This window comes from Halogranum gelatinilyticum (genome assembly GCF_900103715.1).
Taxonomy (GTDB): domain Archaea; phylum Halobacteriota; class Halobacteria; order Halobacteriales; family Haloferacaceae; genus Halogranum; species Halogranum gelatinilyticum.
In genome coordinates this window covers 769,152-793,886 of record NZ_FNHL01000002.1, presented here as the reverse complement: position 1 = coordinate 793,886, position 24,735 = coordinate 769,152, and the positions used below count along the sequence as shown (strand labels likewise).

38 protein-coding genes and 2 tRNA genes are annotated in these 24,735 nt (G+C 65.6%); 10 read left to right on the top strand and 30 right to left on the bottom strand.

All coding sequences use genetic code 11. The features are described 5' to 3' along the window. Positions 1-11: 11 nt before the first annotated feature. Genes BLR57_RS10610 through BLR57_RS10495 form a run of 24 tightly spaced genes read right to left on the bottom strand, consistent with a single transcriptional unit; the run spans position 12 to position 12,836 of the window. Positions 12-494 (bottom strand): uL15m family ribosomal protein, encoded by a 483-nt coding sequence (locus tag BLR57_RS10610; protein WP_089697486.1) that lies wholly within the window; start codon positions 492-494, stop codon positions 12-14. After that, a complete protein-coding gene (locus BLR57_RS10605) occupies positions 494-958 on the bottom strand; it encodes a 50S ribosomal protein L30 (RefSeq protein ID WP_089697485.1) in 465 nt (154 codons plus the stop codon). Before BLR57_RS10605 ends, BLR57_RS10610 begins: the two co-directional genes overlap by 1 nt. Next, positions 958-1,608 (bottom strand): 30S ribosomal protein S5, encoded by a 651-nt coding sequence (locus BLR57_RS10600; RefSeq protein ID WP_089697484.1) that lies wholly within the window; start codon positions 1,606-1,608, stop codon positions 958-960. The genes BLR57_RS10605 and BLR57_RS10600 overlap by 1 nt, the downstream gene beginning before the upstream one ends. Further along, complete coding sequence (locus tag BLR57_RS10595) at positions 1,605-2,159, bottom strand: 50S ribosomal protein L18 (RefSeq protein ID WP_089697483.1); 555 nt, start codon at positions 2,157-2,159, stop codon at positions 1,605-1,607. Before BLR57_RS10595 ends, BLR57_RS10600 begins: the two co-directional genes overlap by 4 nt. After that, positions 2,160-2,621, bottom strand: coding sequence for a 50S ribosomal protein L19e (locus BLR57_RS10590; RefSeq protein WP_089697482.1), 462 nt, complete (start codon positions 2,619-2,621; stop codon positions 2,160-2,162). Next, positions 2,618-3,325, bottom strand: coding sequence for a 50S ribosomal protein L32e (locus BLR57_RS10585; protein ID WP_089697481.1), 708 nt, complete (start codon positions 3,323-3,325; stop codon positions 2,618-2,620). The genes BLR57_RS10590 and BLR57_RS10585 overlap by 4 nt, the downstream gene beginning before the upstream one ends. Then, positions 3,326-3,862, bottom strand: a complete 537-nt coding sequence (locus BLR57_RS10580; RefSeq protein ID WP_089697480.1) for a 50S ribosomal protein L6 — start codon at positions 3,860-3,862, stop codon at positions 3,326-3,328. A gap of 1 nt (position 3,863) precedes the next feature. Beyond that, entirely contained in the window at positions 3,864-4,256 is a 393-nt protein-coding gene (locus tag BLR57_RS10575; RefSeq protein WP_089697479.1) for a 30S ribosomal protein S8, read from the bottom strand. Between the two features lie 2 nt (positions 4,257-4,258). Further along, positions 4,259-4,435, bottom strand: a complete 177-nt coding sequence (locus BLR57_RS10570) for a 30S ribosomal protein S14 (RefSeq protein WP_089697478.1) — start codon at positions 4,433-4,435, stop codon at positions 4,259-4,261. Continuing rightward, positions 4,432-4,950 carry a 50S ribosomal protein L5 gene (locus BLR57_RS10565; protein WP_089697477.1) on the bottom strand — a complete coding sequence of 173 codons (519 nt, stop codon included), beginning with the start codon at positions 4,948-4,950 and terminating at the stop codon, positions 4,432-4,434. Before BLR57_RS10565 ends, BLR57_RS10570 begins: the two co-directional genes overlap by 4 nt. Next, the gene (locus tag BLR57_RS10560) at positions 4,947-5,648 is read right to left on the bottom strand and encodes a 30S ribosomal protein S4e (RefSeq protein ID WP_089697476.1); all 702 of its coding nucleotides are present in this window, start codon (positions 5,646-5,648) and stop codon (positions 4,947-4,949) included. The genes BLR57_RS10565 and BLR57_RS10560 overlap by 4 nt, the downstream gene beginning before the upstream one ends. Beyond that, on the bottom strand, positions 5,645-6,001 hold the full coding sequence (rplX, locus tag BLR57_RS10555; protein ID WP_089697475.1) for a 50S ribosomal protein L24: 357 nt from the start codon (positions 5,999-6,001) through the stop codon (positions 5,645-5,647). Before rplX ends, BLR57_RS10560 begins: the two co-directional genes overlap by 4 nt. A gap of 3 nt (positions 6,002-6,004) precedes the next feature. Then, on the bottom strand, positions 6,005-6,403 hold the full coding sequence (locus BLR57_RS10550) for a 50S ribosomal protein L14 (protein ID WP_009376111.1): 399 nt from the start codon (positions 6,401-6,403) through the stop codon (positions 6,005-6,007). Beyond that, complete coding sequence (locus BLR57_RS10545) at positions 6,403-6,735, bottom strand: 30S ribosomal protein S17 (protein WP_089697474.1); 333 nt, start codon at positions 6,733-6,735, stop codon at positions 6,403-6,405. The genes BLR57_RS10550 and BLR57_RS10545 overlap by 1 nt, the downstream gene beginning before the upstream one ends. Then, positions 6,726-7,217, bottom strand: a complete 492-nt coding sequence (locus BLR57_RS10540) for a ribonuclease P protein component 1 (protein WP_089697473.1) — start codon at positions 7,215-7,217, stop codon at positions 6,726-6,728. Before BLR57_RS10540 ends, BLR57_RS10545 begins: the two co-directional genes overlap by 10 nt. 3 nt (positions 7,218-7,220) lie before the next feature. Next, complete coding sequence (rpmC, locus tag BLR57_RS10535) at positions 7,221-7,427, bottom strand: 50S ribosomal protein L29 (RefSeq protein WP_089697472.1); 207 nt, start codon at positions 7,425-7,427, stop codon at positions 7,221-7,223. Next, entirely contained in the window at positions 7,427-8,353 is a 927-nt protein-coding gene (locus tag BLR57_RS10530; protein ID WP_089697471.1) for a 30S ribosomal protein S3, read from the bottom strand. The genes rpmC and BLR57_RS10530 overlap by 1 nt, the downstream gene beginning before the upstream one ends. Continuing rightward, positions 8,353-8,811 carry a 50S ribosomal protein L22 gene (locus tag BLR57_RS10525; protein WP_089697470.1) on the bottom strand — a complete coding sequence of 153 codons (459 nt, stop codon included), beginning with the start codon at positions 8,809-8,811 and terminating at the stop codon, positions 8,353-8,355. Before BLR57_RS10525 ends, BLR57_RS10530 begins: the two co-directional genes overlap by 1 nt. Before the next feature lie 3 nt (positions 8,812-8,814). Continuing rightward, positions 8,815-9,237, bottom strand: coding sequence for a 30S ribosomal protein S19 (locus BLR57_RS10520; RefSeq protein WP_089697469.1), 423 nt, complete (start codon positions 9,235-9,237; stop codon positions 8,815-8,817). After that, positions 9,237-9,968, bottom strand: coding sequence for a 50S ribosomal protein L2 (locus BLR57_RS10515; RefSeq protein ID WP_089697468.1), 732 nt, complete (start codon positions 9,966-9,968; stop codon positions 9,237-9,239). Before BLR57_RS10515 ends, BLR57_RS10520 begins: the two co-directional genes overlap by 1 nt. Before the next feature lie 3 nt (positions 9,969-9,971). Continuing rightward, complete coding sequence (locus BLR57_RS10510) at positions 9,972-10,223, bottom strand: 50S ribosomal protein L23 (protein ID WP_089697467.1); 252 nt, start codon at positions 10,221-10,223, stop codon at positions 9,972-9,974. Next, the gene (gene rpl4p, locus BLR57_RS10505; RefSeq protein ID WP_089697466.1) at positions 10,220-10,966 is read right to left on the bottom strand and encodes a 50S ribosomal protein L4; all 747 of its coding nucleotides are present in this window, start codon (positions 10,964-10,966) and stop codon (positions 10,220-10,222) included. The genes BLR57_RS10510 and rpl4p overlap by 4 nt, the downstream gene beginning before the upstream one ends. 3 nt (positions 10,967-10,969) lie before the next feature. Further along, the gene (locus BLR57_RS10500; protein ID WP_089697465.1) at positions 10,970-11,986 is read right to left on the bottom strand and encodes a 50S ribosomal protein L3; all 1,017 of its coding nucleotides are present in this window, start codon (positions 11,984-11,986) and stop codon (positions 10,970-10,972) included. Between the two features lie 4 nt (positions 11,987-11,990). Beyond that, entirely contained in the window at positions 11,991-12,836 is an 846-nt protein-coding gene (locus BLR57_RS10495) for a putative RNA uridine N3 methyltransferase (RefSeq protein WP_089697464.1), read from the bottom strand. A gap of 236 nt (positions 12,837-13,072) precedes the next feature. Here BLR57_RS10495 and BLR57_RS10490 point away from each other — a divergent pair. The 3 genes from BLR57_RS10490 to BLR57_RS10480 all read left to right on the top strand — a co-directional run bounded on the left by BLR57_RS10490 (position 13,073) and on the right by BLR57_RS10480 (position 13,949). Beyond that, positions 13,073-13,143 (top strand) — tRNA-Gly (locus BLR57_RS10490). An 18-nt stretch (positions 13,144-13,161) separates the two neighbouring features. Next, positions 13,162-13,232: transfer RNA gene (locus BLR57_RS10485), tRNA-Gly, on the top strand. Positions 13,233-13,478: 246 nt separating this feature from the next. Next, a complete protein-coding gene (locus BLR57_RS10480) occupies positions 13,479-13,949 on the top strand; it encodes a MaoC/PaaZ C-terminal domain-containing protein (protein ID WP_089697463.1) in 471 nt (156 codons plus the stop codon). Positions 13,950-13,953: 4 nt separating this feature from the next. Here BLR57_RS10480 and BLR57_RS10475 read toward each other — a convergent pair whose 3' ends face one another. Next, on the bottom strand, positions 13,954-14,259 hold the full coding sequence (locus BLR57_RS10475) for a hypothetical protein (RefSeq protein ID WP_089697462.1): 306 nt from the start codon (positions 14,257-14,259) through the stop codon (positions 13,954-13,956). A gap of 53 nt (positions 14,260-14,312) precedes the next feature. After that, entirely contained in the window at positions 14,313-15,386 is a 1,074-nt protein-coding gene (locus BLR57_RS10470; protein ID WP_089697461.1) for a YhjD/YihY/BrkB family envelope integrity protein, read from the bottom strand. 123 nt (positions 15,387-15,509) lie between these two features. On the opposite strand from BLR57_RS10470, the gene BLR57_RS10465 reads away from it, so the two are divergent. Further along, positions 15,510-15,845: an MTH1187 family thiamine-binding protein gene (locus tag BLR57_RS10465; RefSeq protein ID WP_089697460.1), complete on the top strand. Its 336-nt coding sequence runs from the start codon at positions 15,510-15,512 to the stop codon at positions 15,843-15,845. Here the strand turns inward: BLR57_RS10465 and BLR57_RS10460 are convergent. Next, positions 15,830-16,483, bottom strand: coding sequence for a helix-turn-helix domain-containing protein (locus BLR57_RS10460; protein WP_089697459.1), 654 nt, complete (start codon positions 16,481-16,483; stop codon positions 15,830-15,832). The genes BLR57_RS10465 and BLR57_RS10460 overlap by 16 nt on opposite strands. A 307-nt stretch (positions 16,484-16,790) precedes the next feature. Between BLR57_RS10460 and mch the strand changes: the two genes are divergently transcribed. The 3 genes from mch (at position 16,791) to BLR57_RS10445 (ending at position 19,114) form a co-directional block, all read left to right on the top strand. Then, a complete protein-coding gene (gene mch, locus BLR57_RS10455; RefSeq protein ID WP_089697458.1) occupies positions 16,791-17,723 on the top strand; it encodes a methenyltetrahydromethanopterin cyclohydrolase in 933 nt (310 codons plus the stop codon). Positions 17,724-17,727: 4 nt separating this feature from the next. After that, positions 17,728-18,231 carry a double winged helix-containing putative transcriptional regulator gene (locus BLR57_RS10450; protein ID WP_089697457.1) on the top strand — a complete coding sequence of 168 codons (504 nt, stop codon included), beginning with the start codon at positions 17,728-17,730 and terminating at the stop codon, positions 18,229-18,231. Positions 18,232-18,382: 151 nt separating this feature from the next. Continuing rightward, positions 18,383-19,114 (top strand): P-loop NTPase, encoded by a 732-nt coding sequence (locus BLR57_RS10445; protein WP_089697456.1) that lies wholly within the window; start codon positions 18,383-18,385, stop codon positions 19,112-19,114. Positions 19,115-19,148: 34 nt separating this feature from the next. Here BLR57_RS10445 and BLR57_RS10440 read toward each other — a convergent pair whose 3' ends face one another. Continuing rightward, a complete protein-coding gene (locus tag BLR57_RS10440; protein WP_089697455.1) occupies positions 19,149-20,783 on the bottom strand; it encodes a GTPBP1 family GTP-binding protein in 1,635 nt (544 codons plus the stop codon). Positions 20,784-20,936: 153 nt separating this feature from the next. Then, the gene (locus BLR57_RS10435; RefSeq protein WP_089697454.1) at positions 20,937-21,458 is read right to left on the bottom strand and encodes a J domain-containing protein; all 522 of its coding nucleotides are present in this window, start codon (positions 21,456-21,458) and stop codon (positions 20,937-20,939) included. Between the two features lie 73 nt (positions 21,459-21,531). Between BLR57_RS10435 and BLR57_RS10430 the strand changes: the two genes are divergently transcribed. Continuing rightward, positions 21,532-21,735, top strand: coding sequence for a hypothetical protein (locus BLR57_RS10430; RefSeq protein ID WP_089697453.1), 204 nt, complete (start codon positions 21,532-21,534; stop codon positions 21,733-21,735). Between the two features lie 70 nt (positions 21,736-21,805). Next, positions 21,806-21,946, top strand: coding sequence for a hypothetical protein (locus BLR57_RS19390; protein ID WP_170830608.1), 141 nt, complete (start codon positions 21,806-21,808; stop codon positions 21,944-21,946). A gap of 103 nt (positions 21,947-22,049) precedes the next feature. Here BLR57_RS19390 and pyrF read toward each other — a convergent pair whose 3' ends face one another. Then, positions 22,050-22,847 (bottom strand): orotidine-5'-phosphate decarboxylase, encoded by a 798-nt coding sequence (pyrF, locus tag BLR57_RS10425; RefSeq protein WP_089697452.1) that lies wholly within the window; start codon positions 22,845-22,847, stop codon positions 22,050-22,052. Positions 22,848-23,048: 201 nt separating this feature from the next. On the opposite strand from pyrF, the gene BLR57_RS10420 reads away from it, so the two are divergent. Then, complete coding sequence (locus BLR57_RS10420) at positions 23,049-24,686, top strand: PAS domain-containing sensor histidine kinase (RefSeq protein WP_139173331.1); 1,638 nt, start codon at positions 23,049-23,051, stop codon at positions 24,684-24,686. Positions 24,687-24,735: the final 49 nt, after the last annotated feature.

The following is a 24,735-nucleotide window of genomic DNA, read 5'->3' as shown; positions in this document are numbered from 1 at the left end:
CGTGCGACGAGTTACTCGTCGTCTTCGGCGTCGGCCTCGTCGGCCTCTTCCTCGGCACGCTCCGAGAGTTCGGCGCTACCGCCGGCCTCTTCGATGAGTTCGACTGCGCCCGCGGTGAACGCGTCGGCGACGACGTGCAGTTCCTGACGGACCTGCCCGCTGCCGAGCACCTTCACGGCGTCGGCGTCGTAGCCGTCCTCGACGACGTCGCGTGCGTCGATGTGGTACGCGTCGCCCTCTTTCTCGGCGAGACCGTCTGCGGCGAGCAGCGCGGCGTCCTCGTCGAGCTTCTGGACGGTGACTTCGAGCACCGTCGTCTGGGCGTCCTCGGGACGCTTGAAGCCGTACTTGCCGAGCGGCGCGTAGTTGTGCTTCTCGTGCTTGGAGCGGCCGGCGCGGCCACGGCCACCACGGTGTCCGGCACCACGCCGGTTCTTGTGGGTACCGCCGCCGTGCGTGCGCGAGCCGCGCTGGCGTCGTTTCTTGCTCGTCATTATCGCATCGCCTCCAGGAGGTCGTCGATCTGCTCGGACGTGTGCTTGCCGAGCTGACCGCCTTCCTTCGTCGGATGCTTGATGCCATCGTGGCCGCCACGGGGCGGGTGCAGACGGAGCACCGGCGAGAGACCCTGCTCCTTCAGCGTGGTCTCCTCGTCGACGAGTGCCTCGGCGAGCGAGCCGAAGTCGTCGTAGTCGGTGTTCTCCGAGAGCCACTCCTCGTCGACGTCTTCCTTACCCTGGAAGGGTTCGGCACGCTTCTCGAGGAGCGTCTCGACGACGTCGACGCTGGGTTCGCCGTAGGCGACCCAGTCGTTGACCTTCGTCACCATGCCACGGTACGTGTCCGTCCACGGGACGAGCGTACAGTGGTTGACGCGGTGGAGGTTGAGCATACCCAGGGTGTCGTTCACCTTGGCACTCTGGTCGACCTCACCACGGATCTGGACGACTGCTTTCATCAGTCGCTCACCTCACGCTGCTTCTCGCGGGCGCGCTGTGGCGTCCGCGACTGCGAGGCGTTCTGCAGGGCGTTGTAGGTCGCCTTCGCGAGGTTGACCGTCGTCCGGGTGTTCCCGTCACACTTCGTCCAGGCGTCCTGCACGCCGGCGAGTTCGAGGATCTTCCGGACGGTCTCTGCGGCCGCGAGGCCGAGACCCATCGGTGCGGGGATGATCTCGACCGTGACCGAGCCGGCCTTGCCCTTCGCCTTCCGCGTGAGCGAGTGGGTACCGCCGGGGCGGTCCTCCCACGAGCCCGAGCCGCGGTCGACGCTGATGATGTTCAGCTTCGCCACTTCGATGGCCTTCTGGATGGCGCCACCGACCTGGTCGTCGCGTGCCTCCGCGTAGCCGAGATAGCCGTCGCGGTTCCCGACCGCACAGACACAGCGGAACTTGACACGCCGACCGGAGTCGGTCATGCGCTGCACCATGTTGATGTCGAGCACCTCGTCGTCCAGTCCACCGAGGAGCTGGTCGACGATCTCGGGCTCCTTGAGGGGAAGACCCGATTCGAGTGCCTGGTCCATCGAGGTGATGTCACCGTTCTGTACCTTGCGGCCGAGTCGCGTACGCGGCTCCCAGCCGTCGTTGTTGTTGCGTCTGCTCATGCGTCCTCCTGAAGTCGCTCGAGCACGTCGTCGAAGTGCCCGGGCAGTTCAGTGGCGTCGAAGTCCCGACCGTAGAGCGGCTCGTCGAGCTGCTCGGCGTATTCGGCGATGTGCTCGCCGCGGTTACGCGACCAGTCCGCCATGACGCTCTCGTTGTGCGGGATTTCGAGCCCTGCGTCGATTGCTCCTTCCTGTACTGCGAACACCTTGTTGCCCGGCGTCGCCGTGTTCAGACCGATGTCGAGGACCGCTTCCTCGAGACCAGCGTCCACCGCGCGCAGACCGGCGAGATACCCTGTCAGGTACGCGCTGGGGATGTTGCCCGTCGGGGCTTCCCAGCCGTACTCAGCGAGGTCCTCACTGGATGCGGCGGCGTGGATTTCGTCACCCTCCGTTCCGGGGGTGGCCAGCTGCGCCCTGACGTGCTTGTTGCTCACGCGAGCGACAAGGCGGGGCTTGCCCGATTTCAACAGGCGCAACCTCTGGTGGTAATCCGTTCGGACCTCACGGCGGCGCCGCATGGGCACCTTGTATCGTGGTCCAGTTGCCATTTACTTCTCCTCCAGTTCGATATCGTAGTTGTTCTGGATGAACGCCTCGAGACGGTCGACGCTGTCGAACTCGCCACCGCTCGCCTTGTTGTAGAGCGTGCGGTACTGCGTCCGGTTCAGCGGACCGTCGTCGCGGAGTTCCTTCAGTCGGCTTCGCTGGGCGCGAATCCGGCTGATCCATTCGTCTTTCGAGCTCTTCCGACCGCCCTTCTTCCCCTTGCGGGTGCCCGGTCCCTTGCGGTGACCGTAGGCGCGCTTGTCGGCTCGCTCGCGAGCGCGGCCGCGGGAGTTACCCTTCGCGTCCTTGGCACTGATGGTGCCCTGCTCGATGAGCTCGCGGATGTCCTCGCGCGTGATGGCGTCGGCGATCTCTTCCTGTGCCTCGGGGTCGAACCAGACGCGGCTCTTGCCGACGTCGAGTTCGTCCGCGGCGAGTCGCTTCTGCGCTCTCAGGTTGCTCATTCGTCAACCTCCACTTCGACGTAGGTCGGGTTGAGGACGCGAATCTCCTCGTCCTCGGCGACCTCTTCGATGCGCTCGCGCTTGCGAGCGCCCACCTTGCTGGCGATGCGGACGGCCTGGGTGTCGCCGTCGACACCCTCGAGGTCGTCCACGTTGTGCACGTAGACTTCCTCGAAGCCGCTCGGGTGCAGACCGCGGGCGGCCTTCGGCGTGCGGTAGCCCGCCTCGACCATCGGGCCCTTGCCCTTGATGCCACGGCGCTGCTTCGAGAGGTTGCCGCGGGGCTTGCGCCACGAGGTGGGGGTGCGCTTCTTCTTGTGGTAGTCCTGGCGGTTGAACTGCGGCTTGCCCTCGCGGTGCTTCTGTGCGAGTGCGCGAGCCGTGTCCGCGTCCAGGTTGGGCGTCTTGTCGACGTGGCCGCGCGGGCGCAGCTCCGTCTCGACGTCCTCTTCGACTTCTTCCTCGGCTTCGGTCTCGTCTTCGACCTCTGCCTCGGTCTCCTCTTCTTCTTTGACTTCGAGACCGCCAACGTCGGCCTTGATACGGGCGGCAAGGGCGTTACCGATGCCCTCGACCTCCGCCAGTTCCGACTGGCTCGCGGCCTTTACGTCTTCGACCGTCTCGTAACCGGCCGCACGGAGTGCGTCGGCCTTCGACGGACCGACACCGCTGATGTCTTCGAGTTCCTGAATGTCGTCGGCCATTTAGGCACCTCCTGCCGTGGGCTTCTCTACGATGTAGACGCCGTCCTGGAAGACACGAGTGTCCTTGTCCGAGACGCGCGTCAGCTGTTCGATGTCGGCGGCAGTCTGCCCGACGTCCTCCTTGTTGGGGCCCGTCAGGGAGAGCTCTTCACCGTCGACCTGTACCTGTGTGTCGCCGCGAATCTGTGCGCGTCGCGGCGCCTTCTCGCCGAGGAAGTTCGAGATGACGACTTCGTCGCCCTCGACTTTGACCTGCATCGGGAAGTGAGCGTAGTAGACTTCCATCTTGTACTCCCACCCGTCGGTGACGCCGTGGAGCATGTTCGTCACATGGCTCTCGAACGTACCGATGGTGGCGTTCGTCTTCGCGTCCTCTTCGTCGGACTCGATGACGACGTGGTCGTCTTCGACGCTCACAGTCACCGCGGGGAACCAGAGGCGTCGCGTGACGCTTCCGTTCGGTCCCTCCACGGTCAGGTCGAGATGGTCGACCTCGGCCGAGACGTCTTCTGGGATTTCGATTTCGACTCGGTTCATGTTAGTAGACGTATGCGATGACTTGGCCACCGATGCCCTGTTCGCGGGCGTCGTAGTGGCTCATGACGCCGTGGCTCGTCGTGACGATGAGCGTCCCGTAGTCACGGGCGGGGAGGAACCGCTTCTCCCACTTCTCGAACTCGTCTGCGCCCGCGGAGTAGCGGGGCTTGACGACGCCACATTCGTTGATAGCGCCTTTCAGTTCGACCTCGAATCGGCCCGATTTACCGTCGTCGACGAACTCGAAGCCGTCGACGTACCCGCGGTCGTAGAAGACCTCGAGGACGGAGCCGATGATGTTCGAGGCGGGCTCAACAGTGTGCGACAGATGCCCAACACTCTCGGCGTTGTTCACACCGGAGAGGGCGTTGCTGAGTGGGTCGTTGCCTGCCATTGTTATCGGTACTTCTTGAAGCCCATACTGCGGGCGACTTCGCGGAAGCACTGGCGGCAGAGATTGATGTCGTACTTGCCGACGAGGCCCTGCTTACGGCCACATCGACGACACTCGTTCTGCTGGCCCGTGCGGCGTGTCGCGTGCTCGCCCGTGGCTTCGCTTTCGGTTTCGCTCATTCGTTCACCTCAACGTCGAAGGTCTGCTCGAGGAACGCAACCGCGTCCTCGGGCGTGAGGCGGTGGCTCGACGGGATCGAGCGCGTCACCTTGTCACGCTTCTTGATACGGTAGCCGGGGCGGACCATGTTGACCGTGACGTCCAGCCCGTAGATACCGATCTGCGGGTCGTACTCTTGGCTCGGGAAGTCGGTGTGCTCGTCGACACCGAAGCTGAAGTTGCCGTTCTCGTCGAACTGCTTCGTCTTCAGGTCGGTGATCGGGAGCGCCGTCTCGAGGAACTCGTGGGCCGCGTCGTCACGAAGGGTGACCTTCGCGCCGACGGGGGTCCCACGGCGGACACCGAAGTCTTGGCCGGCGCGGCCGGACTGCGTCCGGACGCTCTCCTGGCCTGTGATGTCCTCGAGGATGTCCTCTGCCTTCGCGAGGGTACGCCCACCTTCGCCGACGCCCATGTGGACGACGACCTTCTCGATGCGCGGCTGGCGCATCTCGTGGAACTCTGCCTCGCTCATTCGTCATCACCCGTGAAGTTCTCGTCGATGACGACGACGTAGTCTTCGACCGTCTCGAACTCGCCGTCGTCGGTCTCGACGTGGACCGTGTTCGGACCACTGCCGGCCGTGACGACGATCTCGTCGAGCGTGCCGATGTTGCCCGCGTGGCCGCCGGCGACGGCGGTCACGAGCGCGCCCTCTTCGTAGGTGAAGTGGGCGACGATCTCCTTGGACTCGTTGTCGACGACGACCGAGTCGTTGGTGCCGTATTCGCTGCCGTCCTCGACGCGGACGTTCGTCCCGTCGTGGAGCTGCAGCTGGAAGTCGCCACCTTTGACCTGGCGCTTGCCGACGACCTTGCCGAGTCGGCTGGAGGCCGCGTCGGCGTCGATGGGGGTCAGGCTGAGCCGACCGCCCTCGCCGGGGAAGACGCGGTAGTACTCTTCGCGTTGCGTGAACGCGAGGATGTCGAACATGCCGATGGGGCGACGGTGGTCGACGGACTTCTCGCCGTTGACGAGAACCGTCCCCTGGTTGAGCGCGTAGCGCGCCTCCTTCACGGAGTCGACGTAGCCGAGGACGTCGCGCAGGATGATGACTAGCGGGACGCCAGCCTCACCGTGCGGTCCGGCATCGGCTTTGACGGTGAACGTCGATTCCTTCCGCTCGATCGGCCAAGACTTCGGAACCGAGAGTCGCTTCTGGTGGTTACTCATTCGTTACCCTCCTCGAGACGCGCCTCCCGGCGGTCGTCTTCCAGGTCGAGCTCCGTGACGCGGACGTTCGAGGCGACGAGCGGACGAGGCGTCTCCTCGCCGTCTGCCTTCTCGACGGTGACGTCCTCGACGTGGATGACCTCGTCTTTGAGGTCAACCTTGAGGACTTCACCTTCCGTACCCGCGTGGTCACCGCGGAGCACCTCGACGGTGTCTCCGGCGTTGACGCGCACGTTTCGCTGGCCGTACTCCTCGCGGAGGTCGTCGGACAGCGTCGCACGAACCTGATTCTGCCGCTTGTGGAGCGGCGCGTCTCGCTTCTGGGTTCGCTGTTTGCGTGGCTGTTTACTCATGGTCTATACGATCATGGTTGCCGTGCTGGCGATGCTCCCGAAGCGCTCTGCGACTTCACGCGCGATGGGACCCTTGATTTCGGTCCCGCGAGGCTCTTCCATCTCGTCGATGATGACGGCTGCATTGTCCTCGAACTTCAGGCGCGTGCCGTCGGGACGCCGGATGGGCTTGCGCTGGCGGACCACGACGGCCTCCAGCACCTGACGCCGCATCTCCGGCGTGCCCTTGGTGACCGAGACGGTCACCTTGTCGGCGATTCCCGCTTTGGGGTGTCGATTCTTCGTTCCGGAGTAGCCCGAGACGCTGATAACCTTCAGCTGGCGGGCTCCGGTGTTGTCTGCGCACGTGATGAGGGAGCCTTTCTCCAGGCCCTGCGTGACGTCAGCCTTCAGTGCTTCCATCAGGCATCACCCTCATCAGCGAGCGTTGCGACGACCACGTGCGACTTCGTCTTCGACAGTGGTCGGGTCTCTGCGATACGAACCGTGTCGCCTTCCTCGAGGTCCATGCACGGGGGTGCGTGGGCCGGAACGCGACTACGCCGCTTCATGTAGCGGTCGTACTTGGGAACGCGAACGTCGTATTCGCGTTCAACAACGACGGTTTTGTCCATGTCTGTGGAGGCAACGGTGCCCTCGAGCGTCTGACCGCGCACGGAAAGGGTTCCGTGGAACGGGCAGTTCTCGTCGGAGCAGGCTTCCTCCGGTTCTGGTACGTTCAATCCTAACGCCATTTCGAATCACCTGTGACTTCGGTGCGGTTGGCGGGTCGTGAGAGCAGTCGTACGCCATCCACCGTAACGTAGACCACGTCCTGGCAGTCACCGGCGTGCGACGAACTAGGGTGTTCGTCGACCTCCGGCGAGCCCTCTCGGGTCGAACCAGACTGACCGGGTAATACCCCGGCAGTTTCCGACTCCCGTTTGGACGTGGACCCTGAGGCCTTGCGGCCCACAGCGGCTTCATCTGTGCGTGTTCGGTCCGTCGATAGGGTGTCGACGGACGCTGGCTCACCCTGGGTGAGCGCGAATTCGAGGGTCGCCCCTCGCTTCGGCACCTGACGCACCCGAGTCCCGTCGTCGACGTGCAGCGTCTGCATCGTCTCGACGACGACACGGCCGGCTATCCCGACGAGGTCGGGGTTAGCGGCGTCAACGACCCGCACCGGGAGGCCGTTGAGTTCGTGTCGCAGCAGGGTCTCGGGTGTCAGTGCCATTGGTTACTCGTTGTCGCCTTCTTCTTGCTGGATCGTCTTGATCCGAGCGATGGTCTTCTTGAGCTCCTTGACTCGGCCGGGGTTCTCCGGCGCGCCACCCGCTGCCTGCACGGCCTTCGTGTTGAGCAGCTCGGTCTCGAGCTCCTCGACTTCGGCCTCACGCTCGGCGGGGGTCATGTCACGGATCTCGTCGGGGTAGAGAATCGCCATCAGTTATCCTCCTCCTCTTCGTCGTCTTCCATCTCGGCGACGAGGTCGGCGGCTTCCGCCTCGACCTCCTCGTCCAGTGCGTCGAGTTCCTCTTCGATGTCCTCGACGTCCTCGTCGTCGTCGACGTCACCCGTGGCGACCGGCTCCTCGTCGGTCTCCTCGATGACCTCTTCGACGACTTCCTCGTCGATGACGTCCTCAGGCTCGGCGTCGGTCTCGGAGACCTCGTCGGTCTCGGAGTCCTCGACGTCGGCTTCCTCAGGCTCCTCGAGCAGCCCCTCGACGCCCTCCTCGGGCTCGGCGAGGTCCTGCTCGACGGCTTCGATGTCGGCGTCCTCGGCGATGGTGAAGTCGTCGGGCAGCTCCGCGCCCGGCGGGATGATCTTCACCGTGACACCGATGGTGCCGAGCTTCATGACGGCGACGCCCTGGCCTTCGTCGACGACTTCCTGGGCGGGTTCGCCGTTGTGCTTGATGTAGCCGCGGTTGAACTTCTCAACGCGCGAGCGGGCACCCGTGACCTTGCCGGACAGGACGATCTCGGCACCGAGGGCGCCGGAGTCCATGATCCGGTCGATGGTCGTGTGACCCGCCTTCCGGAAGTACCAGCCACGCTCGAGTGCGTTGGCCAGTCGGTCCGCGACGATGCGTGCGTTCAGGTCGGGTTCGTCGACCTCCTGCACGTCGATCTGCGGGTCGTCGAGGTTGAACTTCTCCTCGAGCTGCCGCGTGATCTTGCGGATGTTCTTCCCGCCCTTGCCGATGACCATCCCGGGCTTCTCGGCCTTCAGGACGATCTGTGTCCCCATCGGGGTCTTGGCGACGTCCATGCCGCCGTAGCCCGCTCGACCGAGCTCTTCTGCGAAGAACTCGTCGATCTGGGACTTCTGGAGTCCGTCTTCGATGAATTGGTGTTCGTCTGCCATTATTCGGCCTCCTCGATGATGAGTTCGACGTCACAGATCGGCGTGTTCCACGGGTCTGCGCGGCCCATCGCGCGGGCTTTGCGTCCCTGTCGCTCGCCGACCTTGTGTGCTGCGACGTGCATGATCTCCATGGCCTCGCCGTCGAAGCCCTGCTCGTTTGCGTTGTTGCGAACGTTCTCGAGCAGTTTGAGGAAGTCCTTGCTGGCCTTGTTCGGGTAGCGCCCTGCGTCCCAGCCGTCGATGTCGGAACGGTGTCCGACACCGGTGTTGTGCTGCTTGAACGGGACGGAGCGCTCCTCGTTGATGACCGCGTTGAGGTACTCCTCTGCTTCGGCAACGGTCATGCCCTTGATCTCGCGGGCGATGGCCTTGCTGTGCTTGATACTGATGGGCCGCTCTCGGAGCATACCCTTGGCCGTGGTCTCCGGGTCGGCCTCGACGCTGTAGTTGATACCCATGGCTTACTTGAGTGGCACGAACTTCGAGGACCGGGTCGCGCCGATACCGGCCTGGCCGTGGGTGACCGAACTACGGGTGAGCTGGAACTCGCCAAGGTAATGGCCGATCATCTCGGGCTGAATCTTGACGCGCTCGAACTCCTGGCCGGTGTAGACGGCGAAGGTCAGACCAACGAACGAGGGAAGGACGGGCATGTCACGCAGATGCGTGCGGATCGGATTGTTTGCCGTCTCCTCTTCGGTCTTGTTGTGGACCTTCTCGAGCAGCTTCTCGTGCTCGACGCCGAGTCCTCGTTTGATAGTTCGCCGCATCCGTGCGGGGAGCAGTTCTGCTACCTCGTCAAGCTCCATGTCCTGCAGCTCGTCGAGCGTGTGACCGCGGTAGGTGAACTCACCTTCACGGCCGGTTCGGTATTCCGAGCTCATTATTTGTTCCCTGCCTTGCCACCGCGACCGGTGCGCTTCGATGCGATGTCACCGACCTTGCGGCCCGGCGGTGCGTTTCGCGAGACGGACTTCGGCTTGCCGGGGTGCTGGCGGCCACCGCCACCGAACGGGTGGTCGACGGCGTTCATCGCCACACCACGGACGCGAGGCCACTTCGTCCCGCGGGCCTTCATCTTGTGGTACTTGTTCCCTGCCTTGACGAACGGCTTCTCCGTCCGGCCACCACCAGCGACGACGCCGATGGTTGCGCGGCAGTTGGGGCTCAGACGCTTGACCTCGCCACTCGGCAGCTTGACGACTGCGACGTGACGGTCGTGGCTGAGCAGCTGGGCGGAAACGCCCGAGGAACGGGCGAACTTACCGCCGTCACCGGGCTGACGCTCGACGTTACAGACCGGGATCCCCTCGGGGATCTCGGACAGCGGGAGCGTGTTGCCCTGTTTGATCTCTGCGGAGACACCGACCTGGATGGTCTCGCCGACAGCGACGCCCTCGGGGACGAGGATGAGTCGCTGGTCGCCGTCTTCGAACTCGACGGCGGCGATGGGTGCACTCCGGGCGGGGTCGTGCTCGATGTCGACGACCGTGCCGGAGATCGTGTCTTTCTCTTCGGACTTCTTGTGCGAGAGTTCGGCCTTGTAGCGGTGCGACGGTGCCCGGAACGTGGGCCCACCGCGACCACGACGCTGACCTTGAATGCGACGTCCCATGGATTAGAACACCCCGATTCGCGAGGCGACTTCCTGCGCGTCGTCGTCCTCGTGCAGTCTGACTGTTGCTTTCTTCTTCCCCTTCGGCGTGACCTGGGTGTTGACCTTCTCGATGGTCACGTCGTAGCGGGACTCGATTGCCTCGACGATGTCGCCCTTCGTGGCGTCGACGTGGACGATGAACTGGAGCTTGTTGTCGAAGTCCATCTGGTTCATCGCCTTCTCCGTCACGAGCGGATGCTCGATGACGCTCATCGGTCAGCCACCTCCGCGAGGGCACTCTCGGTGAAGATCGTCAGGCGACCGGCGTGCGTGCCGGGCGCGAGATCTTCTGCACCGACGTTCGCCGCGGTGGCGACGTCGGCACCGGCGAGGTTGCGCGCTGCGCGCGACGGTTCCTCGCTGGTGACGAAGAGGATCGACTTGGGACGGCGGTACTTGCGGCCACGGGTCTTCCCCTGACCGCCCTTGACCTTCCGACCTTCGTCGGAGTGCTCGACGTCGGCGTAGACACCGAGTGCTTCGAGCACGTCGACGACTTCCTGCGTCTTCAGCAGGTCTTCGAAGTCGTCGGAGACGACGAGCGGCAGTTCGACGTCGTCGTCGAACCGGTGTCCGCGTTCGCGGACGAGCTCGGGGTCCGTCGTGGCAGCGAGTGCCGAGCGGACGGCGAGCTTGCGCTCTTTGTCGTTGATCTTCTTGCCCAGTTCCTTCTCGGCCTTCGGCGGGTGCGCCTTGCGCCCGCTGACGGCGTGCGGGACACGTCGCGCGACACCGTTCTCACGGGGGTCGTGCGACATACCGCGGCCGCTGCCGAGCGACTCGGCGGGGGTTCGCATTCCAGCGAACTCGTCCGCGCCGTAGGCCTGTTTCCGGTTTGCCTGCGCGGCGAGGACGGCACGCTTGATGAGGTCCGGACGGTAAACCGTCTCGAAGACCTCGGGGAGGTCGAGCGTACCGGCGTCGTCGCCGTTCAGGTCACGAATTGTTGCCTGCATGATTTATCCCTGGTTCGATGCGGTTGAAACGTAGCGCACCTCGGGGTCGAGGCGCGGCTGGTCGTTCGGTCGGACGGCCGAGCGGAAGCGGATGAGCCGCTTGTTCGGACCCGGAACCGACCCTTTGATCAGCGCGTAGTTGCCGGTGACTTCGCCGTAGTTGACGAAGCCGCCGTCGACGGAGGCGTCGTCGCCCTCGCCGATGTCGATGAGACGCTTGTTGAGCTCCGTCCGCTGGTGGTAGCCCATCTGCCCCTGCTGGGGAACGGTCGAGCGAACGCGGCTCGGGTTCCACGGGCCGAGGTTACCGATGCGGCGCCGCCAGCCCTGACGGGCGTGCTTGCCCTTCCGCTTCTGGACGCCCCAGCGCTTGACGGGACCCTGCGTCCCCTTCCCCTTCGTCACACCGCTGACGTCGAGGTACTGGCCGGGACGGAAGACGTCTTCCATCGCGTGTTCGCCGCCCTCCTCGATGAGTTCGAGTGCGAAGTCCGCACGTTCCTCGAGGGAGCCGCCACCGACGCGAGTCTCCATCACGTCGGGCTTCTTCTTCGGGACGTTCTTGAGCGCGCTCGGGACGGTGTGGGTGATCATCCGCAGATCGTCCACCTGGCCGTCGTCGAGCAGCGAACGCAGCTCGTCTGCGTCCTCGTCGAAGGTACTCTCCGCCGGGAGGTCGAGGGTTCGGTCGAGTTCCTCGTGGAACTCGGTCGTCCAAACCTCGGTTACCGGCTTCTTTCCGTACGCCGTTTCCTTGTAGGCTCGAAGGGCGACCGCACGCATCGGGGGCGTCTCCACGACCGTGACGGGAACCGACTCCTCCATCCCCTCGCGCGGGGAGTTGGATTCGTCGTTCACCATCACGACGTGGGTCATGCCGGCTTTGTAGCCAGCGAAGCCCTGCAGCGCGGGCGAGCCCTCGTCATCCGGCCACGACCGAATACGAGGGACTTCGCTCGTCGCGCGCTTGCGCGGGCCGAAGCCCATTGAACCTTTTCGTGGTCTGCTTGGTTGTGGCATTGTTTCACTCCGTGAGTGTCAGGCAGGCGAGGGAGGCGAACATCGCTTCTTCGGTTCGCACCACCTCGCTGCCCTGTCGCGGAATCGTATTCAGCCAGAGGTCGAACCCGCTGCCGGGTCCGACGCTCGCCCCACGTTCGGTGGGGAGGTCCTCGACATCGATGTCGAGGATGTCCGGAAGCCCTCGTCCGGGGGATCCGAACACGACAGTCATCCCGTCGTGTAATCGGCCGACGAGCGTCGACAGTCGCTGGACGGAGAGTTCCTCCCCGTGTCGCGACGTGGCGATGCTGACGCCGGCGTCGTCCCGGTCGAGCGCTTCGGCGAGGTCCGTGCGTTCGACGACGTACCCCGGAGGGGTCTCATCGACGATTCGCGCACGGACCGGTTCTCTCGAAGAGATCCTGACGGTGACGCGCTCCCCCGCCTCGACCTCCATTCCGGAGGGGGTGAGGAGGGAGATCGGGTGTTGCATTCCGCAATTGACCCGAACGCGGCCTTCAGGTCCGACCTCGGTCACGATTCCCTGTGTTAACGACTCCGAACCGTCTGGTTCGGAGCCGGTCTGTGGTGAGACGCGCAGCGGCGGGAGCACACCAACGTACTCCAGCTCGTCGCGGACGTCCCAGGCCTCCTGCTTGAGGTAGGGGGGCGTCACGGCGTACTGGAGTACGGTGGTGACGAACTCACCACCCCAGCGTTCTTCGCCTTCCCGGTCGGGGAAGACGACGAGTCTGTCCGCCCGGAACACGGTCGCCGCGCGGGCGACGTAGCCGAGCTTGCGAGTTGCCTCGCGTTTGTCCTCGGCTTCCCGGACGAGCGAGGACGGCACGCAGACGGTGATTGTCATGGCCGTCCTTTGGCGTCTCGCCACTAGACTGTAGCGATTGTACCGAAGCCTCCCGTAAAAGGGTAGCGAATGGGATTCGCTGTTGTGAGGCCGTCACATGGGGTTTCGTGGGGTTTTCGTGAGTGTCTGTCTCGTGCGAATTACCCCCACGCTGGCCCGCGATTCTCCGAGATTTCGGAACCCTTAATAAGTAATCTCGTGTTAGCTGCTATTGTAGCACGACGCGGTACGGACGTGCACTGATAGTGTAGTGGTATCACGTGACCTTGCCATGGTCACAACCTGGGTTCAAATCCCAGTCAGTGCACTCCCACACCGCTTGCTCGCACTGATAGTGTAGTGGTATCACGTGACCTTGCCATGGTCACAACCTGGGTTCAAATCCCAGTCAGTGCACTTCTCTCATCTACTACGTTCTGAGTGCCGAGTCTCGTCTCGGCACGACGAACCGTAGTGAGTGTGGTACGCTGAGGTTTGAACCAGGGAGCGTCGCGAGCACGGCGAACAGAGCGACCGTGGCTCGAATCCCGGTCAGATGGCAGCCGACAGCTGGCACTGTTTCTTCCTTTGCCCACGCGTGCGCGAGCGATCGCGCACGCGAGAAGCGGAATCCCTTTCGACCACCTCGACCCAGTGCCGCCAATGGACGCACAGGCAGTCACCGACGACCCCCTGTACTTCGAAGATCTCGACCCCGACGCCGTCTGGACGTTCGGCGAGAAGACGCTGACCCGCGAGACCATCGTCGACTTCGCCGAGCGGTACGACCCCCAGCCGTTTCACGTCGACGACGCGGCCGCCGAGCGGTCGATGTTCGGCGAACTCGTCGCCAGCGGGCTGCACACCTACTGCGTCTGTAACGCGATGGCGACGCGGGCGTTCTTCCACGAGATCGCCTTTCTCTGCGGCCGCGGTCTCGAAGATTTCCGCTGGCACCGGCCGGTCTATCCCGGTGACACGCTCTCGGGCTGGGTGGAACTCGGCGAGATGCGGGTCTCAGAATCGAATCCCGAGCGCGGCTACGTCGACGTCCACGTCACGGGCGTCAATCAGGACGACGAGGTCGTCGTTTCGTGGACCGTGTTAGCACTCGTCGCGTGCAGAGAAGAGTGACAGACTACTCGTCGTCGCCGACGCCCTCGGTGGCATCGGGTTCGACGCCGAGGGAGATGGTGTCGGCCGTCTCGACGCGGTCGAGGAAGTCGAGGGAACAGAGGTCGGCGACGGCCGTCTGCGGGAGCGTGACCAGATGTGAGGAGAAGCCGAGATCGCGGTCGACGGAGCCATCGAGGTTCGCGACCGTCGCGACGAGGTCGTCGTAGTGCTCGTCGGCGGCGAGTTCGACCACGAGCGACGCCGACTCGTCGGCGATCGGGTCGTCGCGGATGTGACGGACGGGATGTGAGAGATAGGGTTCGGCCATACCGAGCCATCGCCGTCAGCTCGGAAAAAGCCGTGGAATCGGCGGCTCGTGGGTCACTCCGGGCTGTCGCTGGCGGCGACCGTCTCCGAATCCCCGTCGTCGCGCGGCGACCACCGGAGTTCGATGCCGACGCCACCGTCGAGGAGCCCGAACCGTCCGGTCTCGGTGTCCGTCTCGTACCGCTGGGGCGCGGGGAGCGTGACCGAGCGGTCGCCGACGGTGACGACGACGTCCTCCTCGGTGTCGAGCAGTTGCTTCAGGTCGGTGAGCGCGGCGACGACCGTCCCCCGTTCGGGCTTCTCACGCTTCGCTACGGGACGGACTCCACCGATAACGGGGCGGATGTTGACGTCGGCACTCCGGTTCGAGAGGACCGCGTTGATGACGACGCCGAGGAGGATGACCAGCCCGCTGAAGTAGAGCCACGTCAGAAGGACGAGAATCCCGCCGACGACGCTCTTGTCGCCGCCCTGCGTGTAGAGGGCGAAGAGCGTCTCGAAGGTGACGAGACCGACCGCGGCGAAGAGCGTCCCCGGCAGGACTTCGACGGTGCTCACGTCCGTGTCGGGGAAGATGTAGTACATCGGGAAGAACGTCAGCGAGAGTCCGACGACGAGTGCGAGTCGCGAGAGCGTCCACGCCAGCAGACCGTCGCTGCCGACGGGGATGAGCGACTGGATGACGACGGCGGCGACGACGGCGAGACCGAAGGTGACGAGGACGATGATGCCGTCCGACAGCTGGTCGGCGAGCGTGTTCTCTGCCTCCGTCTCGTAGATGTCCGAGAAGGCGGTGTCCAGCCCCCGGAAGATGCGCAGCGTCCCCCAGACGAGGACGACGCCGCCGACGAGCGTCAGACTCGTCGACCCCCCGGCGGTCTGGAGTTCGTCGAGCAACAGTTGTCGCGCGCCGGGCGTCAGGACGGCTTCGAGCAGGCGGATGAAGCCCGCCTCCAGCGAACTGTTGCCGACGGCCGAGATGGCCGCGAGGATGAGCAACAGGAGCGGTAAGAGCGAGATGAAGGCGTGGTAGGCGATGCTGCCCGCGAGGAAAGTGATCTTCTCGACGCGGATCTCGGTGACGATGGCGCGGCCGACCTCCAGTCCGCGTTCGGCTCGTCGGTTCATGTCACCGGATACGACAGGCGGAGGGATAACACCGACTGCCGTCGCCGACGTCGCTCGCCTGCACAGCCGTCCGGACTTCCACCGACCCCGACAGTTACGCCTCCGGCCGACGTCCACACGGATATGACAGTCATCGCCATGTTGAGTGTCGCACCGGTCGTCGAAGGCAGTATGTCCGGCGAGGTCGCCAAGGCCGTCGCCGCGCTCGACGACTTCGACGTCGCCTACGAGACGAACCCGATGGGAACCGTCATCGAGGCCGACGACATCGACACCCTCCTTGCTGCCGTCGCTGCCGCACACAAGGCCGTCGACGGCGACCGCGTGAGCACGTTTCTGAAGATCGACGACAAGCGGACGAGTGAGCAGCGTGCCCGCGACAAGGTCGACGCCGTCGAGCGGGAATTGGGCCGCGAGGCACGGCGGGAACGGGACGAGACGGCTCAGTTCGAGGAGTGAGAGCCGGTGTCGACGGCGGCGGTGAGGACCTTCGCCGTCCCGCGACGGAGCCGCTCGGACATCGCCTGCTGGGAGATGCCGATCTTCGAAGCGAGGCTGGCGGTGGAGATCTCGCGGGGGATGGCGTAGTAGCCGTACTCGATCGCCAACCGGAGTGCCTCGTGTTGCTCCTCCGTGAGGTCGAACTCCCGCTGTCCGGTCCGTTCGTTCACTCGTGAGAGACGGACGACTTCGAACGTGACTCCCGCTTCTGAACAGCGGTCTCGGAACGCGGTGACGTGCGACCGTGCCGGGAACAGGAGTCGGAACCGCCACGGGTCGCTGCCCGACCCTTCGAGGACCGTCGCCTTCGACTCCGACAGTGCGCGGACGAACCCGCCGCGTGTCTTCCAGTAGATGCGGTAGAGATGACGGCCGTCCACGGCCGCGACCAGTTCGAGTCCCTCGACGGTATCGTACTCCGTGACCGACGCCTCGAACGCGTCGAAGTCGGCCGCTTCGGCCCAGAAGTACGGAATCGCGCCGTCGTCCAACGGCACGACCTGTTCGAGTTCGATGTGGCTGCCGGGGAGCGACCCGGTCGCCTGTCCCAGTTCGAAGCTCTTCATCGGAACGTCGAGTTCGAGAAGGGTCGCCATCGTCACCGAGACCCCGACGTGACGGCTGTCGGTACCGTGTGCGTATCCGCAACGCCGGCAGCTAGTCTCGTGTTAACGAACATCATGCTAGTCACACTGTCACAGTCCAGCACTACAACACTTCCCTTCGAGATCGGAGTCGGTAGTTGACAGCTTCGGCTGCTGTCTTCGAGGTCGGACGTCGAAACACGAAGCCACGTCCGCCGGGTCGGTGCTTCTCTGACGCAGGCCGTGAGACCGACCACAGCCACGCCAGCACACGGCCAGACCGCCAAACCCTTTACGCCAAACCGCCGAAACCGGAGGTATGGACAGCATCAACCGGATGGCTATCGAACTCGTCGACGAGGCCCTGGACTTCGCCGACGAGCTCAACATCGCGGCCTACGAGCTCGACTCGGAGGCGACGGTCCTCGACTTCGGCGTCGAGGCCGACGGCGGCATGGAGGCCGGGCTTCTCCTCGCAGAGATCCAGACCGCCGGCCTTGCCACCGTCCAAACTCGGATGGACGAGGTCGCCGGTGCACCCCTCCCGCACGTCGAACTGTCGACCGACCACCCCGGAATCGCCCTCCTCGGGTCGCAGAAGGCGGGCTGGGAGCTGGAGTTCGAGGGCTTCGACGGGCTCGGCTCCGGTCCTGCCCGCGCGCTCGTCGGCCAGGAGACGGAGTTCGAGCGACTCGGCTACTACGACGAGTTCGACCTGACCGTCCTCGCCATCGAGAGCGTCCAGTTGCCGGACGACGAGGTGGCCCAACACGTCGCGGACCTCGCGGAGGTCAACCCCTCCGCCGTCTTCCTGCCGACCTACCCCGCGGGCAGCATGGTCGGCAGCGTCACTATCGCCGCTCGGGCCGCAGAACTCGCGGCCTTCCGGCTGATGGAACTCGGCTACGACCCGCTCGACATCATCTCGGCGTCCGGTACCGCGCCGGTCGCGCCCGTCAGCTACGACGAGGGCGTCGCCATGGGCCGGACGAACGACGCGCTGGCCTACGGCGGGCAGGTCTACCTGCACGTCCGCGAGGACTTCGACCGCTTCGACGAGGTCGTCTCGACGGCCGCCGACGAGTACGGGACGTCGTTCTACGACATCTTCGAGGCCGCCGACTGGGACTTCTACGACGTGCCGGAGACGGTCTTCGCGCCCGCACAGGTCACCATCGACGTCGCCAACGGGCCGACCTACGTCCACGGCGAGACCGACGAGGACCTCCTGGCCGACTCGTTCGGTCTCTGACGCCGTGAAGTTCAAACTCGTCCCGACCGCGCCCGATTCGCTCGACTTCGTCGCCGACGCCCAGCGGGCCGTCCCGCTCGTGCCGGGCACCGAGGACGACTGCTGTGCGCGGCTGATGCGGCGGCTCGACCTACCGAGTAGAGACGTCGCGCGGACGTGGCTCACCTTCCTCCGCGCGCTGGAACTCGCCGAGGAGACCCCCTCGGGGTTCAAACGTTTGCGGACGGAGCCGACGGCCGACCATCTGCGTGACGCCATCCAACGGCGGGTCTACGGGGCCGAGAACGTACTCGCCGCGCTCGAAGACGCCACCGAACACGGCGACTCACTCACGGCCGACGCGGCCTTCGAGGCGTTCAAAGAGCGGGTCCCCGTCTGGGAGCACTACAAGAACCCCGGCGAGTGGGAGCGCGTCTGGGCCGAGCGCGTCGGCGACATCCTCGAGTGGCTGGTGCTCGTGAACCTGGCGGAAGAGACTGAAAACGGCTACGTCGTCGCCGACGACTGACCCGTACCGACCGATTTTCTCTCGCCCATCCCCATTTCACCGAAACAGTCATGTCTGTCAGCTTGTAACACGGTAGACATGATACGGCTGGGGTGTTGGCGGGACCGTTGGCGGGGCTGTCGGCCGTCGCGACACGACGGTAGCGCGGGGGGTGGCTGAGACCGTGGCCGGTGGCCGCGCGGTCGCCATCGCAGGCGTCAAAGGCGGCGTCGGCAAGACGACGCTCAGTCTCAACCTGGCCGCGGCACTCGTCTCCACGTCGCGCTCCGTCGTCGTCGTCGAGGCGAGTATCGCCGCCCCGGACGTCGCCGACGGTCTCCATCTCGACGTCGCGAACCGGCCGACGCTCGACGACGTCTTCGCCGGGGAGGCGACCGCGTTCGACGCCATCGCGACCACCGCCCACGGCTACGGCGTCCTCCCCATCTCCGACCCACGAGCCGCCGCCGTCAGCGACGTCGACCGGCTCCCGCGGATCGTCGAAGTGCTCCAGCGGCAGTACGACCTCGTGCTCCTCGACACGCCGCCAGCGATGGGATATGGCGCGTCTCAGGCGTTCGACGCCGCCGACGAGACGCTGCTCGTGACGACGCCCCGGCTCTCAGCGGTCCACACCGCTCGCCGGACGGAGACGACGACGCGGCAGTACGGCAGCCGTCCGTCCGGTATCGTGGTCAACCGGACCGGTCCGGGGAACCATCCGAAGCCACAACGCATCGCCAACTACGTCGGCGTCAAACTTCTCGGGGCGGTCCCTGACGACGACGCCGTCGCCGAAGCGACCGACGCGGGCGAGCCTGTCATCACCCACACGCCCGAGAGCCGCGCCGCGACGGCACTCAGAGACGTCGGGAAGTCGCTCGCAGTCTCGCGGTCGCGGTAAGTCGGCTCGGGGTCGAAAAGAGAACCCCTGCCTCTCAGTCGCGGTAGACCTTCGTCACAGTCCCGACGCCCTTGCTCTGGCCCTCGCGGAAGACGAACCGCTGGCCCTCCTGAACGTGGTACGGCCGGAACTTGAACTCGACGCGGGCGTGGCCGGTGTCGCCCGGGAGCAGCTGGCCTCCCTCCGGGTAGAAGACGGCGGCCTCGCTCACGGTCTCGAGATGGATGACGGGTTCGTAGCCGTCGCCGATGCGTGTGGGATGGTTGAGCACCATCACGTCGGCCTCGAACGACCGGACCGACGCTGGTTCGGCGTCGGGTTCGACGAGCACCATCCCGCGGTCGATTTCGGCCTCCTTCACGCCCTTGAGCGCGATGCCGACGATTCGGCCCGCTGCGGCGCGGTCGACGCGGTGGTAGTGCATTTCGATGGAGCGGACCTCCACCTCGCGGAACTCGCCGTTCGACATCGGCCCGAGGAGGAGCGTGTCGCCCGCCTCGACGGACCCCGAGGTGACGGTTCCCGACGCGACCGCGCCGACGCCCGTGACCGAGTAGGTCCGGTCGATGTACAGTCGGAAATGGCCGCCTTCGGCACTCGTCTTCGGGAGTCGCTCGAACAGCTGGTCGAGCGTGTCCAGCCCCTGCATCGTCACGGCACTCGTGCGGACGACGGGGACCACCGAGGAGCTGATCTCGTCGACGGCGGCCTCGACGCCGTGGCGTTCGACGAGCAGCGGCGTCTTACCGACGTCACGCAGGAGCCGTTCGACCTCGCGTTCGACCTCGAGGACGCGCTCCTCGCTGACGGCGTCGACCTTCGTCAGCGCGACCACGGTGGGGAGTTCCGTCGCGAGCAGGATACCGAGATGTTCGCGGGTCGTCCGCGTCGGGCCGTCGTCGGCGGCGACGACGAGCATTCCGTAGTCGAGTTTCTGGCCGACCAGTCCCCGGATGGTCGTGCGGAGCCACGGCTCGTGGCCGACGGTGTCGACGAAGGAGACGAGCCGGTCTGCGGTCTCGACGACTCGCGCCCGGTCGGTCCGGCGGTGGGGGTTGTCCATGTGGACCGGGCCGTCGTCGTCGAAGCCGTAGACGGCGTAGGAGAGGTCCGCCGAGAGGCCGCGTTCGACCTCGTGGGGCTGGACGTCGAGGAAGCCGCGCGTCCCGCCGTTGCCGTCGTCGGCCTGCCCCGTGACGAGCGAGCCGACGAGCGTGCTCTTGCCGTGGTCGACGTGGCCGGCGGTGCCGACGATGATGTGGTTGTCGTCGGATTCGAGGTAGGCACCCTCTCGGATGGTGGCGATACCGACGATACCACGGTCGCCCTCGGCTCCCTCGGTCCCCGTCCCGTCGCCGTTGACGCCCCACGTCTCGACGTTCTCGATGTGGGCACCCGCTTCTTCGGCCAAGAGCGAGAGGACGTCCATCGTCTCGGAGAAGGCAGCGGGGGAGATTCCGGCGATGCCGCCGTCGTCGGTGACGCCGACCACGTACATGGCTTCGCCGTCGCCGGACAGTACACGGTGTCGCAGTTGGGCGGCGAGGCTCTCCATTCTGCCGTCGGCAAGGTGGAGGTCACGCGAGAGTCGCTCTTTGAATTCGATGGAGCCACCCTCTTCTTCGCCGCGCTCGAGGGCCTCGTTCAGAACGGCCCGGTCCGCGCTCATGGACGGGATTAGGCAACCACCTGATAAAGCCCTTTTCGTGTTGTGAGTACCCATACCACAATAGGCCTCGGGTCCGAACCCAACCGTACGGAGCCTTCAGCGCGCTTCTCGGCCGTCGTCGCGGTGAAAATCAGCCTCGAGCAGTCTACTGCGTTAGTCAGTCAGGGTCTCGTAGGCTCGGTTGACCCGTTTGAACGCCTCCTCGCTGCCGTCTTCGGTGTCGGGATGGACTTCCTTCACCTTCGAGCGGTAGGCACGCTTCACGTCCTCGTCGCTGGCGTCGCTGTCGAGACCGAGTGCCCGGTAGGCCTCCGCACGCGACGGTCCCTGTCGGGCACTCGGCGCGCCGCGGGTCCCGCCAGCGCGCGCGCCCCGCGCACCTCGCGCACCCCGAGCACCGTTTGTCGCCCGGCGGTAGTTGTCGCGGACGTTCTCCCGACGGGCACCGGCCCCGAAGCCGCCCCGTGGCTCCCGGTCGCGGCCTTGGCCGACGCGGCGGCGGGTCCGGTCGTCGAGGCGGCCGCTGGCCTGGAACCACATGAAGTAGGCGGTCGCTCCGAACGGCAGGGCCACGATGAGGAGGAACGGCTGGAAGACGAAGCCGAGCACCGCCACGAGGACGGTCAGCCCTGCGAACACCGAGGCGAGCGCCATCACGAGCTGGTCGCGGTCCACGAGCGCACTATGGAGTCGACGGTTGTAAGGCTCTCGCCCCGGAGTCAAGTGGCTGGCCGCCGAAGCCCGTGTCATGAGCGTCACCGGTCTCTGTCAGGTGTGTGAGTCGGCGACGGCGACCCGCGGCTGTCGGCAGTGTGGGACGAACGTCTGCGAGAAACACTTCGACCGGACCCACGGCGTCTGTAGCCGGTGTGCGTCGGTGTTCGGCGACGGTGACGACGGGGACGACGGCGGTCCCGGTCGCTCCGGTTCCGGGCCGACGGGGATGCGGTGACCCCTCCGTCGGTGCTGGTGACGTGGCCGACGGCGAAGGCTAACTCCCCACGGCGCGTCGTCTCCACGTGATGACGACAGATGTGACGACGACAACCGAAACGGCGAGCGGGACGGTGGAGCCGCGGTACCGCTGTGACGCCTGCGGGAAACTGTTTCGCACGCCCGAGGCACTCGCCGACCACGTCAACTCGGTCGGTCTGGTCTACTGATTCCGCGCGTGGAGAGATAGAGACACACCACCGGAACGCGTACTGGCTACCGGAACGCGTACTGGCTACCGGAACTCGTACAGACTATCGGAACTCGTACAGGCTACCGGAACTCGTTGAGCCGCCGCTTCAGCCGCCGAGCCGCGTTGCCCGCGGCCTTGTCGAAGTTCTCGCCCTCGCTCGCGAAGATGATGCCGCGCGAGGAGTTGACGAGACCGACCCCGTCGGCGAGGCCGTGTTCGACGGCCGCCTCGGCGTCGCCGCCCTGCGCGCCGACGCCGGGCACGAGGAACGGCAGGTCCGGGACCTGCTCGCGGATGGATTCGAGTTCCTCGGGTGCCGTCGCGCCGACGACGAGCCCGACGTTGCCGTGTTCGTTCCAGAGGTCCGCGAGCGCGGCGACCCGCTCGTAGACGGTCTCGCCCGAAGCGAGTTCGAGGTCCTGGAGGTCCGCGCCGCCGGGGTTCGAGGTGCGACAGAGGACGAAGACGCCTTTGTCGGCGCGGTCGAGGAACGGCTGCAGCGAGTCCCGACCCATGTAGGGGTTGACCGTGATGGCGTCGACGTGGTCGAGCAGGTTGGCGTACTGCCGGGTCGTGTTGCCGATGTCAGCGCGTTTGGCGTCCAAGAGCACGGGGACGTCCTTACCGTGGGCGTAGGCGACCGTCTCGCGCAGCGACCGCCAGCCGTCGGCACCCTCGTAGAACGCCGCGTTCGGCTTGTAGCAGGCGGCGTGTTCGTGGGTCGCGTCGATGATGCGGCGGTTGAACGCCCACTGTGGTAGGTCCTTGTCCTGCAGCTGCTCGGGAATCCGTTTCGGGTCGGTGTCGAGACCGACCGAGACGACGCTGTCGGCACGTTCGATGCGATCTTCGAGTCGGTCGAAGAACTGCTCGCTCATTGGCGGTGGCTCTCGGGCCGGGAGACTAAGTGTTCTCCTTTCGTCGGACACTGGTCCGTGACCGGCGGCCGTCACGGTCCACCGTTCGAGATGGTCGGCGGTGCATGGCGGCCGCCAGCCCGCGAGGAGGGGCAGTAACTGACAGAAGCGAGTGGTATTACGAAACGTTAATGACTACCCTCCGACCCATTGAATCAAGAAGTGTCTATACTCGAGACGGCCAACAGGAGCGTGCTCGTAGTCGGTGAGTCGACGGAGCCGGCCGTCTCGGCACTCACAGACGCGCTTGACGGGATCGAAGTCGAGGAAGCGGCCGACGTCACAACGGCGTGCTCGATAGAGACGGTTGACTGCGTCGTCGTCGCGCCGGGGGAGACTCCCGTCTCGACGGTCGTCGAGGCGGTTCGCGAGGTCGACACCGACGTGCCCATCGTCGTCTTTCGGCCGACGACGGCCGTGACACCCGGTGCGGCACTCGACGCCGGAGCGACGGACGTCGTCCCTGCCGACGTGGCCGACGCGACGCGGCTGCTCGTCGCCCGCGTCGAGGCAGCCGTCGAGAACCGTCGGCGCGAGCGCGAACACGTGGAGACGACGAACCTGCTCGACGCGCTCTTCGAACGGATTCCCCTCCATCTGTACGTCAAGGACACCGAAGGCAGACATCTCCGCGTCAGCAGCGCGTACACGGACGACCCCGAGCAGTTCGTCGGCAAGACCGACGTCGAACTGTACGACAACGCGAACAGCGGGAACGCCCACGCGGACGATATGCGGGTCATCACCGAAAACGAGCCCATCCTCCACAAACGCGAACCGCTCATCCACGACGACGAGGGGCGGTTCGACGCCACCGGACTCCGAGACCACTACAGCGACGACCCCTTTGGCGACGAGACGTTGCTCGACAGCGACTTGCTTGACGACGCCGACACCCTAGAAGACGGCCACGAGGGGTGGGTTCTCACCTCGAAGGTGCCGTGGTACGACGCCGACGGTACCGTCGCCGGACTCATCGGCGTGACGGTCGACGTGAGCCAGCAGGAGGCCTACCGGCGGCTGCTCGAACGACAGAACGAGCGGCTGAGCGAGTTCGCGAGCGTCGTCACCCACGACCTGCGGAACCCGCTCAACACCGCACAGGGCTATCTCGAACTCGCCCGCGAGACGGGCGACGACGAGTATTTCGACCGTGTCGCTGACGCCCACAAGCGGATGGAAGAGCTCATCGCCGACGTCCTCACGCTGGCGCGGACGGGCACCGACGTCGCCGACTGCACCGACGTCGACCTGGCGTCCGTCGTCGCCGACGCCTGGGAGATCTGTTGCGAGCCGGGCGCGACGCTCGACGTCGCTAGCCCGCTCGGGACGGCCCGAGCCGACGAGAGCCGCCTCCGCGAACTGCTCGAGAACCTGTTTCGGAATTCGGTCGAGCACGGCTCCACGAGCAGTCGGCCACAGGCCGAGGATAGCGTGGAACGCGGTTCCACGCGTACCCGGGCATGGCCCGACGACAGCACGAAACACGGGACGGCAACGGCCGACAACGAACCGGAGACGGACGTCCGTATCACGGTCGGCCTGCTGGACGACGACGCCGGGTTCTACGTTGAGGACGACGGGCCGGGCATCCCCGAAGGCGAGCACAGCCGCGTGTTCGAGCCGGGAGTGACGAGTCGCAAGGAGGGGACCGGTTTCGGCCTGCCCATCGTACGCCGCATCGCCGAAGCCCACGGCTGGGCCGTCGACGTGACCGACGCCGAACACGCCGAGACGGGTGCGCGGTTCGAGTTCCGGTACGACGCGGCTCCGGACACGGTGACGCCACGTCCCGAGTGACCGACACGCCGTCCCCGAGTGGCTGACACGCTGTCCCGACCCACTCGTA